Origin of the sequence: Chitinophaga sp. CB10 (assembly GCA_001870995.2) — a bacterium.
Taxonomy (GTDB): Bacteria; Bacteroidota; Bacteroidia; order Chitinophagales; family Chitinophagaceae; genus Chitinophaga.
Map to the genome: position 1 here is coordinate 212,364 of MLAV02000010.1, position 15,509 is coordinate 227,872.

Consider the following 15,509-nt stretch of genomic DNA (forward strand, 5'->3'; position numbering starts at 1 on the left):
ATATATTTAGTGATTGGCCGATAAGATGGCCAGCTCCGTTTTTGCCGGAGAATTATACGATTAGACCAGTATTTCTATTTGTTTGGTTTTCCGTGATTCAGGAGCAAAGGCTAGTCCGCGTTCCGTTTGTTCCCTATTGAAAAGTCCCTCCATTCTACCTTTACCATCTGCTGCGATTTAAGTTGTGCATTTGACCGGACTGTTTTTCAACTCGAAATATACTTCTATCCTGATTTCTACTATCCTGCTCTGTCCTGCGCAGGCACAAAAAACCCGGTAGCGGCGGGCTACCGGGCAAGAACATATAGCGTACTTTTTTTATCAGAGATAGGTGATGGTCATGTTGCGGAATTCGCCCGGGGAGATGTGGCCGGTCCACAATGCAATTTTACCGGTTTGCAGGTTGCCCAGTTGTTGTACCTGCAGGCAGGGCGTGGCAGCGTCGCCGATGTACACGGTGATTTGCCCGTCCCGGAACCGGATCCTTGCTTTGAACCAGTCGTTCGGATTCGTGGGGGCGTTGATGGCGCTTTCGTATTTACCGGGGAATTGCTCCCGGAGGATGGGCCAGTCGTACTGCGGCAGGCTGATGTACTGCACGGCGTGCCGCTTGCGGACGGAGTCCGGGGAGTTGAAGTTGAACGGGCGGAAGTACACGGCTTCGTAGGTACTGTCGTTCTGCCCATGGAAGGCGATGCCTACAAAGCTTTGCTGCATAACGTCCCGGCCTTTTATTTCCAGGGTGATTTCCGCATTGCGGGCATCTGGCAGTTGCAGCCATGCGCCGCCGGCTTCCGGTTGCGGGTGGATGAATACCTGCTTGCTGCCGGGCGGGATGGTAATGGTACGGTTGAAGGTGCGGGTGATGCGGGTAAGGTCTACCTGCCTGGCTTTTTGCGCATACGCGGCGGGCAGCGCTGCTGACAGGAGGCAGGCCAGCAGGAGATATCTAAGGTTCATAGCTACGGATTTGATTATCCGAATAAACAGAAAAGTTGCGACATCCGCATGGCCATTGTGGATGAGCGGTCAGCGGCCGATGTCATTGATATCCTTTTCCTGCCTTGCCTTTTGTTGTTTGCTGATGGCATAATAAGGCAGCAGCGTACTCGCGGCCACGAGCAGGTTTTGAATGGAGGTACGGGTGCTGCCGAAGGCCTCGTACACGGCGCTTTCCGGCGAAGCGAAGAGGCGTGCGCCGATGGATGCCAGGAACATCACGGAACTAAATATCCCCACGATCAGTAAAAAGTTTCTCACCCATTTTTTTTCGATCCAGTGAGCAGGCGCGTGGGCGTCAGGGTTTGTTTTCATATGGCGTGCGGTTTTTTGCTGCCATAGCAGCGGGTTTGCTAAAAAAGCTTAACCGGTGTTGATTAAGCTTTTCTTATCAGGTTATTCCTGGTCGAGCGTCATGATATCCCTGTCGAACAGGTACAGGCCACTTTTATCATCGCCGATCAGTTCGAGTTTGTCGTTACAGTCGCGCGCGAGGCGTTCTTCTTCCATCTGCTCCATCACGAACCATTGGAGGAAGTTGTGGGTCGCGTAATCCTTTTCTGCCAGGGCGATTTCCACGAGGTCGTTAATGCTTTCGCTGACTTTCACTTCGTGTTTGAAGAGCTGCTCAAAGGCGGCCTTCAGGGATACGAAGGTCATCACCGGCTGTTCCAGCGCGGGTATAACGGCAAAGCCCCCACGCTCGTTGACGAAGTGGATCAGTTTGAGCATATGCATTCTTTCTTCTTCGCTGTGGCGGTAGAAGAATTTGGTCACTCCTTTGAGGCCGGGCTGTATTTCGGCCCAGCTGCCCATGGCCAGGTAGGCCTGGGAGGATTGCGCTTCCATCAGTATCTGCTTGTTGAGCGCATCTTTCATTCTTTGTGATAACATGCTGGTATAGATTCAGGTTAAATATTGGTAATGTGGGAATGCTATCCCTACGTTAAGTTCCTAAAAAAGAATGAATAAACAGCGAAAAAATGCGGAATTATTGGCAGATGATCAGCCCCGTTACGAGGTAGAGCGCCATGACCAGCCAGGATTGAAAAACCATCAGCCGGTGGTTCACACTGCCGAAGTGCCTGGCCCACCAGGCGATCAGGTGCAGCAGGCAGGCCACCAGGAGGCAGAAGCGCCCGATCCACGGATTGACGGCGCCACCCGCAGGGGTGGAATAACGTATAACCAGTAACGTGCCGGTGAGGAAGAAGGTATAAATGATAATATGGAAGAAAAATAATTTTCGCATTGCAGCGAAGGTATCGATTTATCCCATTTGGTACAATGCCGGCATCGGAATAGCCCACAGTGCGCCTTAGGCGAGGCCGGTACCTTTACCCCCGCGGCAGTAGATCTCTCCCCCTAAAAAAATAGTACATAACAAAAAAGGGCAGTGGTCCGGGCACGCGCACCTGCCGCGCCGCTTAAAAAACTGGCAGGATAACAAAGGAAGTTATTCGCGTATCTCGCCCTTCCCCTGCTCCTCAAAAAAAATTTGCGTAACTCAAAAGTTACATTTAATTTTAGGTAACCTAAAAGTTACATATCATGCATAGCATCCGACACACTTATTTTTATCAGCAGTCGCCCGCCGAAGTATGGGCTTACCTGACGGAGTCCGAACTGCTGGCGCAATGGCTGATGCCGAACGACTTCCGCGCCGAAGCCGGCCATGAATTCACCTTCCGCACGCGCCCCATGCCGGCATTCGGTTTTGACGGCATTGTGTACTGCAAGGTGGTGGAAATTGTACCGCACAAGCGGCTGGCCTACACCTGGAAAGGCGGCCCCGGCCCGGGAGAGATCACGCTGGACACGCTGGTGGAATGGGAACTGCGCGAAAAGGACCATGGCACCGAGCTGCTGCTGCGCCACAGCGGTTTCCAGGAAAGGAACAGCATGATGTTCGGCATTATGGACGGTGGCTGGCTGAAAAATATGGGCGAAATTGCCGACCTGCTCAACAAAGCAAAAGTATGACGCCGGATATTTTTCAAGCCATCGCTGACCCGAGCCGCCGGGAGATACTGCATTTATTGTCGCACCAAACGCTCACCATCAACGAGCTGGCGGAGAATTTTGACATGAGCAGGCCGGCGGTATCCAAGCATGTGAAAGTGCTGAGCCAGTCCGGGTTTATCACCATCCGCGACATTGGGCGGGAACGCTATTGCCTGCTGAGCCAGGAAGGGTTCCAGCAACTGCAGGCCTGGGTATCGTATTTCGATAAATTCTGGCAGCATAAGCTGAAGAAACTGGAAACGGTGCTGAATAATAAATCTAATCCTGCGTGATGGCGGAGGACTGAATACGACCAGATGACAAACAGAGATCAGCGGCTGGCGGCGGTTACAGCCTGGGCTACCGCCAATGAGGACATCCGCGCGATGCTGCTCACCAGCTCCCTCGTAAACCCGTATGCCCCCGTGGACGCCCTCAGCGACCTGGACATAGAACTGATTTTCACCGACCCGGCCCCTTACATCCGGGATAATGCCTGGCTGAAAATTTTCGGGGAGATCATCGCCACCGTGGAAGAAGGCGTAGCAGCCTTTGAAGGCCGGCATGCTATGAAAATGGTGCTGTATGAGGACCACGTGAAAATAGATTTTAAAATATACAGCGTGCAGCACTTCCTGGAAGATGCCGCCAGCGATCCCCTGCCGGAAGACTGGGACATCGGCTACCGCGTGATCTTTGACAAGGACCAGGTTACGGCACAGCTGCCGCCGCCTACCTATGCGCCGGCGTTCATCCAACAGCCGGACGCCGCGAGGTTTGCGCAGGTAATGAACGATGCCTGGTGGGATATGACGTATGTGGCCAAATGCCTGGCGCGCGGGGATATCTTCTATGCGAAATTCATGTCGGAAAATATGATGCGGACCGATTACCTCGTACCCCTGATTGAATGGTACATCGGCAGCCTGCACGAGTGGAAAGTGAGTACCAACAAGCATGGGCGGCTGTTTCCAAAATACCTTCCGCCTGAGCGCTGGCGCGAGATACAGGCTACCTTTTCCGGCGCGGATATAGCGGACAACTGGCGTGCGTTGTACGCCTATGCAGATGTGATACATCAGCTGGGGACGGAGCTGGCCGGCAGGATGGGGTTTGTATATCCGCAGGACACGGAGCGGAAAGTGAGGAAGTACCTGATGGAGGTGGAAACGCAGGGGTGGTAAGGTATTGCTTCCCGGAAGTATTTGCCGGGAGGGCAAAGGTTTTATTGTATAAATCTACGAACAGGCTGCTGCTAAAGGTTTCACTCCTCCCCTATGGTCTTCAGCGCGCGGTTCAGGCTACGCACCGTAATACCCAGGTAAGCGGCCATATCCTCTTTTGACAGCGTCATGTGCTGCTGTTGGAGTAAGCGCAGCAGGTTACGCAGGCCATGTTCCACCGTGTACAGTTGCTGCAGGGAAGCGCGGGTACTGGTAATGGCCAGGCGGTTTGCCAACTCCTGCAGCAGCATGGCGTTGAAAGCCTTATCCGTTTCCACGATATGGCGGAAATACGGAACGGACACGGCATAGGCCACCAGCGACGTCAACGCCTGTACGTTATTCAGGCAACGGGTATTCCGAAGCACTTCCAGCTCCCCCAGCAGCTGGCCCGTACCGAGAAAAGCCAGGATAAAATCCTTCCCGTTTTCCTCATTGATGATACATTTGGCGATGCCCTCACGGATAATCAGCACCCTGGCCAGCGGACTGTTTTGCTGCAGGAGGTAATCGCCCTGGCGGTAGGCCTTCAGGGAAACATGGTCCTTCGCCGCGCCGCTGCTGTGGAGGCGTTCCATAAAGTCGTAAAAATATTCGTTGGTACGGTACATATTCGGTTGTTGGGACAAATGTCCTTTTTTGAGTTACCCGGAAGCTGCAATTTCGCCTTCGCAAAACAAAAGTAAGAGGAAAGATAAATTAAAAGTCAGGCTTTTGATGGGGAATGAGGCTTTCCTGTCTAACTAACGGAGAAGTGGTCGCATTGGGGATAGTGGTATCAGCGGGAGCATTTGTTATACCTGCGGGATTTTCGCCCGGGGTGTTGGCGGAGCTGTCTGTTTAATTGCTATTTTTAATACCGGTATGGAAACGCTATCCGTTGCCCCATCGAATTTTAATGATATGGAAGAGCATATATTCACCTACAACGACACTCCCACCGAACTGTTTTCCAACAGCGCATTACAGGAAGGCATTCACTCGCCGGGACTAACGGAGAGGAACCTACGATTTTCAGCGCCCGGCATGACGGGCATTGTACAGAGCTGCTGGTTCGACGGTATCCGCATCGGCTATGCGGAATGCAACCTGCAAAAGGATATGCATTTCGAATGGCAGTCCGACCTGGAACTGGTGACGCAGTACTTCAACCTGCGGGCGAATACTTCCAATAACAGTTCCGTTTACGGGAAAGATTTTGCGTTGGGCAACTACCAGCACAATATCTTTTACTCTTCCGAAAGCCATGGAACCATCAAAAGTCATGATACCTGCCTGATCACTTTTATGGTGCAGTACCGCACGGATAAATTCCTGGAGCTGGCGCGGGAATCCAATGATGTGCTGCAGCACTTCGGGTCGCTTGTCCGCCTTGGGCAGCCCAGCACGCTTTCCCCGCATAACCTGTACATTGACGGGGCCATGGTACAGACGATTGAGCAGATACGCAACTGTCCGTACACCGGCGGCATCAAACAGCTATACCTCTTCTCCAAATGCCTGGAATTACTGGTGCTGCAGGCGGATGCGCATCACAAGGCGCAGTCGCAATACAGTCGCTTTCTGAAATCCGGTTCGGACAAGGAAAGTATTTTGTATGCGCGGGAGTACCTGCTCAACCACATGGAGCAACCGCCCACCCTGACGGACCTGGCGCGGATTGCGGGCATCAACACCTTCAAGCTGAAGAACGGCTTCAAGGAAATGTTTGGCAATACCGTATTCGGCTATCTTACGGATAAGCGCCTGGAAATGGCCGCCGCAGCGATTGCGCGGAATGAAAAGAGCATCAGCGAAATTGCGCTGGATATGGGCTACTCTTCCGTGCAGCATTTCAGCAAGGCGTATAAAAAGAAATTTGGTAGGACGCCCAGGGACGGGCGTCCTAAGTTTTAAGGCGTTATTTTAAAAGCCGTGAAAATAAACTGCTCAACACCGCAGGGCCGATGCCGGGTTCGTAAATAAACCCATGCGAGCCTTTTTCAATCGTTTCAAATTTCCAGCCGGGCGCTTTGTCCTTTTGCTCGTTGTAGATTTTTAAGACTTCCTCGTATTTATAGGTTTGGTCTTCCTTGGAGTGAATGGTGTAAAGCGGATGCGCCGCCGTAATGTTGCTGAATGTTATCTCCCCTATTTTGAGCATGGGGCTGGCCGCAAACGCATAAAAAGCCCGGAACGGGGTGCCTGGCTGCGAAGCAAACCAGAAGGTGGCCGAGCCGCCGTTGGACATGCCGCCGAGGAACATCCTTGCCGAGTCTACATTATACCTTTCCCGTACGCTTTTTACCACGTTGAAAATATTTTCAAATGCTTTTTGCTGGTTCACCCAGCCAAAATCTTTTTTCGCAAAAGGGTAAATGATGATGCTGTGGAACTGCTCCCCAACGGCGAATATCGGCTCCTTACCCACGTCAGGATTGTTGAAATAGAAATCGCTTACCGCATTTACGCCGCCATGGAGGTACACGATGGCAGGATACCGCTTAGAGGGATCATAGCCTTTGGGGATGTACACCACGTAAGGTACCTGTTGGCCATCCGCTTCCGTGAAATACAGCGCAAACCCTTCCGGCGCCTGTTGAAACGGCGTGCCGGCCGGTACCTGGTGACGGACGATTGCTTTTTTCCAGGCGTCCGCTGCTTCCTGCTGCTGCTTTTCTTTAGCGGCCAGCCGGTCTTTCATGCGTTTCAGGATATCCTGGAATGCAGCGGTTGCGGCTAATGGTTTAAAGGATTCATTGTTTTCCAGGTACGCGATTTCCGACTGGTCCTTGCCCAGGCCGCCGTCATAACTGGCTTTCAGCCATTTCAGCGCGAGGGAGGTATCGTTGCAGTTGGCCGCAGCGGATACGCCGCTTAAATAATCATAGGGAGTGAGCGCCGATTTTTTGGTAAAGGCAGCTTTCAGGTCAGTAAGCGCGGCGCAATAGTCTTTCTTTTTCAGGTTGGCGGAGGCGCTGGCCCGCAGCTCGTCAAAGGATTGCGCACATGCGAGATGGGTAATGAAAAGGAACGGGAGTAGGAGGATTCTCATAATGCTAGTTGATGGGATAATAATACGGTGGATTTTGAAAATTACAAAAAAATCCATCGGCTTTAGTGCGGGAGGGGCATGTTCCAGGTCAGCTCCGGGGTAATTTATGTCCGGCTCGGGGATCAATTTGCCAGGTTGGGCAACTCCCGGTAGGCCAGCAGGAATTTGCAGTACATCTTTGTGTCATCATTCACAATTAAACCTTTACAAAATGAATACACAAACATCAAAAGCAATTTACTGGACAGGCGCTATTTTAATCTCTTTATGGTTCGGCGCAAGCGGATTTTTTGAACTGACTCACAACCCGATCGTATGGGATATAACGGTTCAATTAGGCTATCCTCCCCACTTTATTTATATCCTGGGCGTCGCAAAATTACTGGGCGTGATTGTACTGCTGACTCCCGGCCGTTTGTTACGGTTAAAAGAATGGGTATTTGCCGGTATATTTTTCGATATCCTTTTTGCATTCTTTTCCAAAATCGCCGTGCTGGGCTTTGCGGCAACCATCGACGCCATCATCGCATTCACGATAATTACTGTCACCTATATCCAGTACAGAAAATTATACCCGGCTACCTTCACCAAAGCATAACCCTTTAAATCCAACATCATGAAACAGTTCATCAGCGGCAGTTACAGGCTTATATTAGCAGGCTTGTGTACTTTACTCGGTCATCTTAACGCCCATGCAGGCACGGGGGATGTTGCCCCGGCAGTGGATTCAATCAAACATATCAAGGCAGGCGTGCTCAATGTGGGTTATGCGGAAGCTGGCCCTGCAAACGGGGAACCTGTGATCCTGCTGCACGGCTGGCCTTATGACATACATAGTTACGATGAATCGGCGGCATTGTTAGCGAAGAAGGGGTATCATATTTATATTCCGTACCTGCGCGGTTATGGCAGCACCCAATTCCTCTCTGACGCAACGCCGCGCAACGGCCAGCAATCGGTTTTCGCTGCAGATATTATTGCGTTTATGGATGCGCTCAGGATTAAGAAAGCCATCATCGGCGGGTTCGACTGGGGCGCGAGGACGGCAGACATCATCGCTGCCTTATGGCCGGAGCGCTGTAAAGCCCTGGTATCAGTAAGCGGTTACCTGATCGGCAATCAGCAGGCCAACAGCGCACCGCTGCCTCCTAAAGCCGAGCTGGCCTGGTGGTACCAGTTTTACTTTGCAACAGCGCGCGGAAGCAAAGGCTATCAGCAATATACGCACGACTTCGCCAGGCTTATCTGGCAGACGGCTTCTCCGCAATGGCATTTTGACGACAGCACATTTGCAAAGTCAGCTGCGGCACTGGATAACCCGGATCATGTAGCGATCACGATTGATAACTATCGTTGGCGTATTGGCCTCGTGAAAGGGGAAAAACAATACGATGGTTTGGAAGCAAAACTGGCTAAGGCGCCGGTGATCACCGTACCTACCGTTACTTTGGAAGGAAATGCCAATGGCGCGCCTCACCCTGATCCGTCAGCTTATGCGGGTAAGTTTACCGGCAAGTATGTACATCATACGGTTAAAGGAGTGGGGCATAATTTCCCGGAAGAAGCGCCGGAAGAATTTGCGAAAGCGATTGAAGAAGCGGGGAAGATGGCGGAGTGATGCGGGAGGCCTTTAGCGATAGCGGCGGGACAAATGTCCCGCCCGGAGCAGGGCTGATTTCTAACTTTGCAGCATTTCCATCAAAACAGAGCATATGAAAGTTTTAGTAACCGGCAGCGCCGGGCATCTTGGAGAGGCGCTGGTACGCACATTACAACAGCGCCCGGTAGAAGTAATCGGGTTGGATATACGGCCTTCCGCCTTTACTACTCATATAGGCTCCATTACGGACCGCTCCTTCGTTAGAACTTGTATGGAAGGCGTAACCACCGTTTTCCATGCGGCCACCCTTCATAAGCCCCATGTGGCTACGCATACGGCGCAGCAATTCGTAGATACCAATATTACCGGCACGCTTAACCTCCTGCAGGAAGCAGTAGCCGCCGGCGTGCAGCGCTTTGTTTTCACCAGTACGACCAGCGTTTTCGGGGATGCATTGGTGCCGCCGGCCGGAGCGCCTGCCGCCTGGATTACAGAGGAAGTACAGCCGCAGCCCAAAAATATCTACGGGGTAACCAAAAAAGCAGCGGAAGACCTTTGTCAGCTCTTCTACAGAAACTTCGGCCTGCCTTGTATTGTACTTCGCACTTCCCGGTTCTTTCCTGAAAAAGACGACGATAAACATATGCGGGAATCCTTTCAGGACGAGAACCTGAAGGCCAACGAGTTCCTGTTTCGCCGGGTAGAGCTGTCCGACGCGGTAAATGCACATTTGCTGGCGGCTGAAAAGGCTGCTTCCATTGGATGGGGCGTTTATATCATCAGCGCTACTACTCCTTTCCGCCCTGCGGACCTGCATGACCTGCGGTACAATGCGCCCGCAGTAGTTTTGCGCGCCGTACCGGAATATGCAGGCATCTATAGCCGCCGCGGCTGGAAGATTCACCCATGTATAGACCGGGTATATGTAAATGATAAAGCGAGGAAAGAGCTGGGTTGGGAACCCGTATATGATTTCGCTTATGTAGTGGCGCGGATAAAGGCAGGAGAAAGGTTGTTTAGTGAACTTGCGGAATTAACCGGCTCAAAGGGATATCATGAGGAGCGGTTTACGGAGGGGCCTTATCCGGTGGGGTAGGTTATTTATGAAATGATTGAGGGATTCTCCAAAAGCCGCTAAAACAAAAAAAGAGATCATCATTACCGATGATCTCTTTTTACTTGCGGAGAGTCAGGGATTCGAACCCCGGGACCTGTTACAGTCAAAATCATTTGAGAAAAGACTGACGCATTCTCCAAAAGCCGCTAAAACAAAAAAAGAGATCATCATTACTCCCGTATAAGTATACAATGCTTTTTCATCTTCGCTGGCTGGAATATTTTGCTTTTCTGTTTTCATAGGATAATAATTCGACAGTAATATTATTATGTATTAAGGCCAATTACAATTTTCTAAAAAATATATCTAAATCAAAAATTTGATATTATATTTAACATCAAATGTTAATCTAATAACACTCAATGAAAATCAATAGATTAAAAATTGTTTTGGCTGAAAATGACAAAACAAATAAGTGGCTTGCTGAACAATTGGGTAAAAGTGAGGTAACGGTTTCTAGGTGGGTAACTAATGAAGTGCAACCTAGCTTAGAAACTATGACTCAAATAGCACAGCTTTTAAAAATAGATATTAAAGAATTGTTGAATTCAACCAAATAATAAAATGAGTACAGAACAAGACATTACCAACAATATACAAGCCATCAATCCTAATTTGGAGAAATTGAAACAAGCCTTTCCACATTGTTTTGATAAAAATGGCGATTTCGATTTTGCGAAGTTTAAAGCAGAGTTAGATAGTTCGGATATTAACATTGCCAAAGAAGGTTATGGTCTCAATTGGTTAGGTAAATCGTATGCAAGAGTATTGGCAAGCGATGCGGCAACGACTTTACTCAAAGAAGATGAAGTGCACAATGCAAAACCTGAAAATGCCAACAGCCAAAACTTATTGATAAAAGGTGATAACCTAGAAGTATTAAAGCATTTATCCAATGCTTATTATGAAAAGGTGAAGATGATTTACATCGATCCACCTTACAATACAGGTTCGGATGGATTTGTGTATAATGACGACCGTAAGTTTACCGCTAAACAATTACAAGACTTAGCAGGCGTAAGCGAAGACGAAGCCAAACGCATATTAGAATTTACCCAAAGCAATAGCAATTCGCATTCGGCTTGGTTAACCTTTATGTACCCACGCTTATATATTGCCAAACAACTCTTAAAAGACGATGGCGTCATTTTCGTTTCTATTGACGATAACGAAGTCGCTCAATTGCGTTTATTGATGGATGAAGTTTTTGGTGAAGAGAATTTTGTTGCAGAATTTGCAAGAATAACAAAAAAAGCAGGTAAAACAACAGAATTAGTTGCTGGTAATAATGATTATGTGATTTTTTATCGTAAATCAAGCATCTCTCAATTAAATAAATCAGATTTAGAAAGCAATGGCTATAATGGTGTAGATGAATATGTAGAAGAAAGGGGGACTTATAAGCTTAGTCAAACTTTAGATTATGACTCAATACAGTATTCTGCATCTTTAGATTATGAAATTGAGATTGAAGGAGAGATTTTTAGACCTGGTAATTCCACTAAAGAGGAAATGATTGAAAGACAGCAAAGAAATCCAAAAAATGATTATTGTTGGCGCTGGTCTAAAGATTTGTTTGATTTTGGTTTAAAAGAAGGGTTTATTGTTGTAAAGCAAGGTATAAAAGGTAAAAGAATTTATACTAAAACCTATCTAAATGCAAATATTAAAAAAAGCAAGAATGGCTATTACGTTGAAATAATTGAACGTAAAAAGGCAACTTCTTCTCTTGAATTTTTGGATAATAAATACTCTAATGATAATTCTAAAAAAGACCTTGATAAAATTTTTGACTCAAAAGTATTTGAATATGCAAAGCCAATTGAACTTATAAAAAAGATTACAGAAATATCTACGAATAATGATGATTTAATACTTGATTTTTTTGCGGGCAGTGGTACAACCGCCCACTCGGTAATGCAGTTGAACAAAGAAGATGGCGGAAATAGGAAATTTATTTTAGTACAATTACCTGAACCTATAGATGCTAAGAAAAGTAAAGCGGCTTATGATTTTGTAAAAGATGAGTTAGGCGTTACCCCACCAACTATTTTCGAGATTACCAAAGAACGTATCATTCGTGCTGCTAAGCAGATTGGCGATACAAGTGGTTTCAAAATCTTCGAAACAACACCTATTTGGGATGATTACGATTTCAAAGCCGAGAAATTGGCTAATGCAGAAAAATTGTTTGATGATGATAAGCTAACCGAAGCAGATGTAAAAGCTTTATTTACCACTTGGAAAACCTATGATGGTTGCCCATTGACAGAGCCAGTTCAAGAAATAGATTTGGCAGGCTATAAAGCGTATTATACCAAACAGAAATTGTATCTGATGCACAAGGGGCTTAGTACAGCTACCTTAAAAGCCTTATTAGAACAGATAGATGCAGATGCTAACTTTAACCCAACAGCTATTATTGCCTTTGGTTATTATTTCGAAAGTAAAGCGTTGCGTGAAATAGCAGAAAACATCAAAACTTACAATAACAAAAAGAACATCGACATCGACTTTATTACACGGTATTAGTTATGAAGGGATTTAATTTTGAAAAAAATCTTGACCATCAAGCACAGGCGGTAGAAGCTACATTGCGTGTGTTTGAACACGTGAATAAAGTGTTGCCCGATGGTACAGATAAACAGTGCATCAATCCATTATTAGATTATAAAGATTTTCAGTATTGGAGAAATGTAAAGGAACTTGCAAAAAATAATTCATTAGCAGGAGTAGAACACGATAAACGTACCAATATCATAGATATTATGATGGAAACAGGTACAGGGAAAACCTATACCTATACCAAAACAATGTTTGAACTAAACAAGCATTACGGGATTTTTAAGTTTATCGTGGTGGTTCCTACTTTGTCTATTAAAGCAGGTACGATTAATTTCTTGAAGTCGGATTCTTCTCGTGAGCATTTCTATGAGCAATATGGTAAATCATTAAAACTACACATTGTAGAAAGCCAAACGAACAAGAAATCAAAGAAAAGCTATATTCCATCTGCCGTTAATAGTTTTGTGAAAGCTGGTGATTTTGATAAGAATAGCATACAGGTACTAATTATCAATGCCGGTATGATTAATTCTAAAACAATGACAGAAAAATTTGATGTAGGTTTGTTTGATAAATACAATGTTCCGTTTGATGCCATTGCAGCCACACGCCCATTTATGATTATAGACGAACCGCATAAGTTTTCGCAAGACAATAAAACGTGGGAGAATCTCCAAAAGATGCAACCACAGATTATATTGCGTTACGGAGCGACGTTTACTCAAACCGAGAATTTAGTATATACGCTATCGGCAGTAGATGCTTTTTCTAAAAACTTGGTAAAAGGTGTTATTGGACATATTACCGAATTTGAAGAAGGTAAAAATGCTTTAGGTAAGCTGATTGATACTGATGGTAAAGAAGCAACGTTTGAAGTGAATGAGGGAACGACAAAAAAATCTATCAAAATTGGTAAAGGCGATAGTTTAAGTCGTGTGCATCCGCAAATGACAGATTTATTCTTAGAGCAAATGAATATGTCTAAAATTGTGTTATCAAATGGTTTAGAACTGAAAAAAGGTGATAAAATCAATCCGTATTCTTACGCACAAACCTTGCAAGAACTGATGATTCAAAAAGCCATTAAAAAGCATTTTGAAATAGAAAAAGACTTGTTAACTCGTGAAGTTCGTATTAAGCCTTTAACCTTATTCTTTATTGATAATATTGATGAATATCGTAATAAGGATGGACATTTACGCCAATTAGTAGAACAGTATATCAAAGTAGAGGTAGAAAGTTTGTTAAAGACAGAAACCAATGCAACGTATAAAGCTTTTTTAGAAAAAACGTTAAAGGATATTGATGCTACACACGGTGGTTATTTCTCTAAAGACAATTCGGATAAAGATGAAGCTATTGAGAAAGAAATCAATGAGATTTTACACGACAAAGAAGCAATTTTAGATTTGGATAATCCACGTCGTTTTATCTTTTCTAAATGGACTTTGCGTGAGGGTTGGGATAACCCGAATGTATTTCAAATTTGTAAGTTAAGAAGTAGTGGTTCTGAAATATCAAAGCTACAAGAAGTAGGTCGTGGTTTACGTTTGCCTGTTAATGAATACGGTAATCGTGTAAAGGATGAGCAATTTTATTTAAACTACTTTGTAGACTTTACCGAATCCGATTTTGTAGATAAGCTAGTCAATGAGATCAACGAAAAATCAGGTGCTATTTCTATTGAAGCAATACCAGCGAAATTAACGGAAGAAATTATCCAAAAAATTACTGAAGCATACAGTATCTCGGAAGATGATTTATTGGAGGTTTTAGACGATAACGATGTTATTAAACGTAATAATACCTTTAAAGACGGTGGCTGGGATTATATCAAACAAAACTATCCAAATATCTTTCAAGGAGTTAATTCTTCTAAAATTCGTAAAGCCACAGATACTCCAAAGAAAATTAGTGTGCGTACAGAAAAGTATGCAGAACTAAAAGCCTTATGGGAAAAGCTGAATGAGAAAGTAGTTTTAGAATATAAGTTTGATGATGAGGCACAATTTACTACTTTGTTAAAAGACTTCTTTACAGACTTAAAGAGTAAGTTTAAGGTAGAAGGTTTACAGAATAGAACCAAGAAGATTATCGCGAAAGACTATGAAGCATTGCTGGATGAAGAAGTGTCTATTTTTGATGATGAAATTACGCCTGTTTCAACAATGTTGTACAGTGATTTTATCAAAGAGTTGGCAAAGGTTTTACATATCAATTTGAAAACCATTCATCAAGCATTTGTAGATGCTGATATAGAAATAGATCAATATCTGAATGCATCTACCATTCGTATTATCAAGCAAGGTTTTAATGAATACTTAATGCATAATGCTATAGATAAATTCTCTATTGGCTATCAAAATGTAAATAACAGCATCCACCCAACGAAGTTAACTTACGAAGACGGAAGTCCAAAAGAAGAAATAAATGCTAGCGATATTGGCGTACAAATGAGCGAAGATAAAGTAGCAGACAACTATTATTTTGAAGAGTTATTTTACGATTCGGAGTTAGAAAAGAAAAACATTATTGAGAAGATTAAAGAAGTTATCGTATTTACTAAAATACCAAAGAACTCAATAAAAATTCCTGTAGCTGGAGGTGCGAGTTATTCTCCCGATTTTGCCTATGTATTAGACTTTAAAAACGGCGAAAAGCAATTACATTTTATTGTAGAAACAAAAGATGTGTCAGGTGATAATAAATTACGTGAAGAAGAAAAACAGAAAATCAAACACGCTGAAATATTATTTGATGGAGCAGTAAAGGTTTCCTTCAAAACGCAGTTTAGCAATACAAAGATTACGGAATTGATAAAAGAAATTTATCGATAATTTTATATCATCAATTATAAACTTAAATTATTAATTATTTTCACTATTGTCCGACTAAAATAATGTTTTAGGATGAAAAAAGGCAGTTCCGAAGAACCGCCCAATTTGGTAAGTTTGAGTTACCACACTT

General features: G+C 45.2%; 16 protein-coding genes. 10 read left to right on the forward strand and 6 right to left on the reverse strand.

Features of this window, described 5'->3' with window-relative positions:
• Positions 1-321: 321 nt before the first annotated feature.
• From BOC67_RS16000 to BOC67_RS16015, 4 genes are all read right to left on the reverse strand, one after another.
• Entirely contained in the window at positions 322-960 is a 639-nt protein-coding gene (locus tag BOC67_RS16000; RefSeq protein ID WP_291911612.1) for a family 16 glycoside hydrolase, read from the reverse strand.
• A 69-nt stretch (positions 961-1,029) separates the two neighbouring features.
• On the reverse strand, positions 1,030-1,314 hold the full coding sequence (locus BOC67_RS16005; protein WP_291911613.1) for a hypothetical protein: 285 nt from the start codon (positions 1,312-1,314) through the stop codon (positions 1,030-1,032).
• An 81-nt stretch (positions 1,315-1,395) separates the two neighbouring features.
• Entirely contained in the window at positions 1,396-1,893 is a 498-nt protein-coding gene (locus BOC67_RS16010) for a ferritin (protein ID WP_291911614.1), read from the reverse strand.
• A 97-nt stretch (positions 1,894-1,990) separates the two neighbouring features.
• On the reverse strand, positions 1,991-2,251 hold the full coding sequence (locus BOC67_RS16015) for a hypothetical protein (protein ID WP_291911616.1): 261 nt from the start codon (positions 2,249-2,251) through the stop codon (positions 1,991-1,993).
• 299 nt (positions 2,252-2,550) lie between these two features.
• Here BOC67_RS16015 and BOC67_RS16020 point away from each other — a divergent pair, with 299 nt between their 5' ends.
• From BOC67_RS16020 to BOC67_RS16030, 3 genes are read left to right on the forward strand one after another with little or no spacing between them, the layout of a single operon-like run.
• On the forward strand, positions 2,551-2,982 hold the full coding sequence (locus BOC67_RS16020) for an SRPBCC domain-containing protein (protein WP_291911617.1): 432 nt from the start codon (positions 2,551-2,553) through the stop codon (positions 2,980-2,982).
• Positions 2,979-3,296 (forward strand): helix-turn-helix transcriptional regulator, encoded by a 318-nt coding sequence (locus tag BOC67_RS16025; RefSeq protein WP_291911618.1) that lies wholly within the window; start codon positions 2,979-2,981, stop codon positions 3,294-3,296. Before BOC67_RS16020 ends, BOC67_RS16025 begins: the two co-directional genes overlap by 4 nt.
• Before the next feature lie 24 nt (positions 3,297-3,320).
• On the forward strand, positions 3,321-4,187 hold the full coding sequence (locus BOC67_RS16030) for an AadS family aminoglycoside 6-adenylyltransferase (protein WP_291911619.1): 867 nt from the start codon (positions 3,321-3,323) through the stop codon (positions 4,185-4,187).
• Between the two features lie 80 nt (positions 4,188-4,267).
• Here the strand turns inward: BOC67_RS16030 and BOC67_RS16035 are convergent, their stop codons facing one another.
• Positions 4,268-4,855, reverse strand: coding sequence for a Crp/Fnr family transcriptional regulator (locus tag BOC67_RS16035; protein ID WP_291911620.1), 588 nt, complete (start codon positions 4,853-4,855; stop codon positions 4,268-4,270).
• Positions 4,856-5,129: 274 nt separating this feature from the next.
• On the opposite strand from BOC67_RS16035, the gene BOC67_RS16040 reads away from it, so the two are divergent.
• Positions 5,130-6,122 (forward strand): AraC family transcriptional regulator, encoded by a 993-nt coding sequence (locus BOC67_RS16040; RefSeq protein WP_291911622.1) that lies wholly within the window; start codon positions 5,130-5,132, stop codon positions 6,120-6,122.
• Between the two features lie 4 nt (positions 6,123-6,126).
• On the opposite strand, the gene BOC67_RS16045 is transcribed toward BOC67_RS16040, so the two are convergent.
• Complete coding sequence (locus BOC67_RS16045; RefSeq protein WP_291911623.1) at positions 6,127-7,260, reverse strand: prolyl oligopeptidase family serine peptidase; 1,134 nt, start codon at positions 7,258-7,260, stop codon at positions 6,127-6,129.
• A gap of 211 nt (positions 7,261-7,471) precedes the next feature.
• On the opposite strand from BOC67_RS16045, the gene BOC67_RS16050 reads away from it, so the two are divergent.
• From BOC67_RS16050 to BOC67_RS16075, 6 genes are all read left to right on the forward strand, one after another.
• On the forward strand, positions 7,472-7,858 hold the full coding sequence (locus BOC67_RS16050; RefSeq protein WP_291911624.1) for a DoxX family protein: 387 nt from the start codon (positions 7,472-7,474) through the stop codon (positions 7,856-7,858).
• An 18-nt stretch (positions 7,859-7,876) separates the two neighbouring features.
• The gene (locus tag BOC67_RS16055; protein WP_291911626.1) at positions 7,877-8,878 is read left to right on the forward strand and encodes an alpha/beta hydrolase; all 1,002 of its coding nucleotides are present in this window, start codon (positions 7,877-7,879) and stop codon (positions 8,876-8,878) included.
• A 94-nt stretch (positions 8,879-8,972) separates the two neighbouring features.
• Positions 8,973-9,956 (forward strand): NAD(P)-dependent oxidoreductase, encoded by a 984-nt coding sequence (locus BOC67_RS16060; RefSeq protein ID WP_291911627.1) that lies wholly within the window; start codon positions 8,973-8,975, stop codon positions 9,954-9,956.
• 383 nt (positions 9,957-10,339) lie between these two features.
• Positions 10,340-10,537 (forward strand): helix-turn-helix transcriptional regulator, encoded by a 198-nt coding sequence (locus tag BOC67_RS16065; RefSeq protein ID WP_291911629.1) that lies wholly within the window; start codon positions 10,340-10,342, stop codon positions 10,535-10,537.
• Positions 10,538-10,541: 4 nt separating this feature from the next.
• Positions 10,542-12,509 (forward strand): site-specific DNA-methyltransferase, encoded by a 1,968-nt coding sequence (locus BOC67_RS16070; protein WP_291911630.1) that lies wholly within the window; start codon positions 10,542-10,544, stop codon positions 12,507-12,509.
• 2 nt (positions 12,510-12,511) lie between these two features.
• Positions 12,512-15,379 carry a type III restriction-modification system endonuclease gene (locus tag BOC67_RS16075; protein ID WP_291911631.1) on the forward strand — a complete coding sequence of 956 codons (2,868 nt, stop codon included), beginning with the start codon at positions 12,512-12,514 and terminating at the stop codon, positions 15,377-15,379.
• Positions 15,380-15,509 lie beyond the last annotated feature (130 nt).

Coding starts and splice junctions, on each gene's coding strand:
- BOC67_RS16070 (WP_291911630.1), top strand. CDS start 10,542: ATGAGTACAGAACAAGACATTACCAACAATATACAAGCCATCAATCCT.
- BOC67_RS16075 (WP_291911631.1), top strand. CDS start 12,512: ATGAAGGGATTTAATTTTGAAAAAAATCTTGACCATCAAGCACAGGCG.
- BOC67_RS16030 (WP_291911619.1), top strand. CDS start 3,321: ATGACAAACAGAGATCAGCGGCTGGCGGCGGTTACAGCCTGGGCTACC.
- BOC67_RS16020 (WP_291911617.1), top strand. CDS start 2,551: ATGCATAGCATCCGACACACTTATTTTTATCAGCAGTCGCCCGCCGAA.
- BOC67_RS16015 (WP_291911616.1), bottom strand. CDS start 2,251: ATGCGAAAATTATTTTTCTTCCATATTATCATTTATACCTTCTTCCTC.
- BOC67_RS16000 (WP_291911612.1), bottom strand. CDS start 960: ATGAACCTTAGATATCTCCTGCTGGCCTGCCTCCTGTCAGCAGCGCTG.
- BOC67_RS16040 (WP_291911622.1), top strand. CDS start 5,130: ATGGAAGAGCATATATTCACCTACAACGACACTCCCACCGAACTGTTT.
- BOC67_RS16050 (WP_291911624.1), top strand. CDS start 7,472: ATGAATACACAAACATCAAAAGCAATTTACTGGACAGGCGCTATTTTA.
- BOC67_RS16055 (WP_291911626.1), top strand. CDS start 7,877: ATGAAACAGTTCATCAGCGGCAGTTACAGGCTTATATTAGCAGGCTTG.
- BOC67_RS16065 (WP_291911629.1), top strand. CDS start 10,340: ATGAAAATCAATAGATTAAAAATTGTTTTGGCTGAAAATGACAAAACA.
- BOC67_RS16045 (WP_291911623.1), bottom strand. CDS start 7,260: ATGAGAATCCTCCTACTCCCGTTCCTTTTCATTACCCATCTCGCATGT.
- BOC67_RS16060 (WP_291911627.1), top strand. CDS start 8,973: ATGAAAGTTTTAGTAACCGGCAGCGCCGGGCATCTTGGAGAGGCGCTG.
- BOC67_RS16025 (WP_291911618.1), top strand. CDS start 2,979: ATGACGCCGGATATTTTTCAAGCCATCGCTGACCCGAGCCGCCGGGAG.
- BOC67_RS16010 (WP_291911614.1), bottom strand. CDS start 1,893: ATGTTATCACAAAGAATGAAAGATGCGCTCAACAAGCAGATACTGATG.
- BOC67_RS16005 (WP_291911613.1), bottom strand. CDS start 1,314: ATGAAAACAAACCCTGACGCCCACGCGCCTGCTCACTGGATCGAAAAA.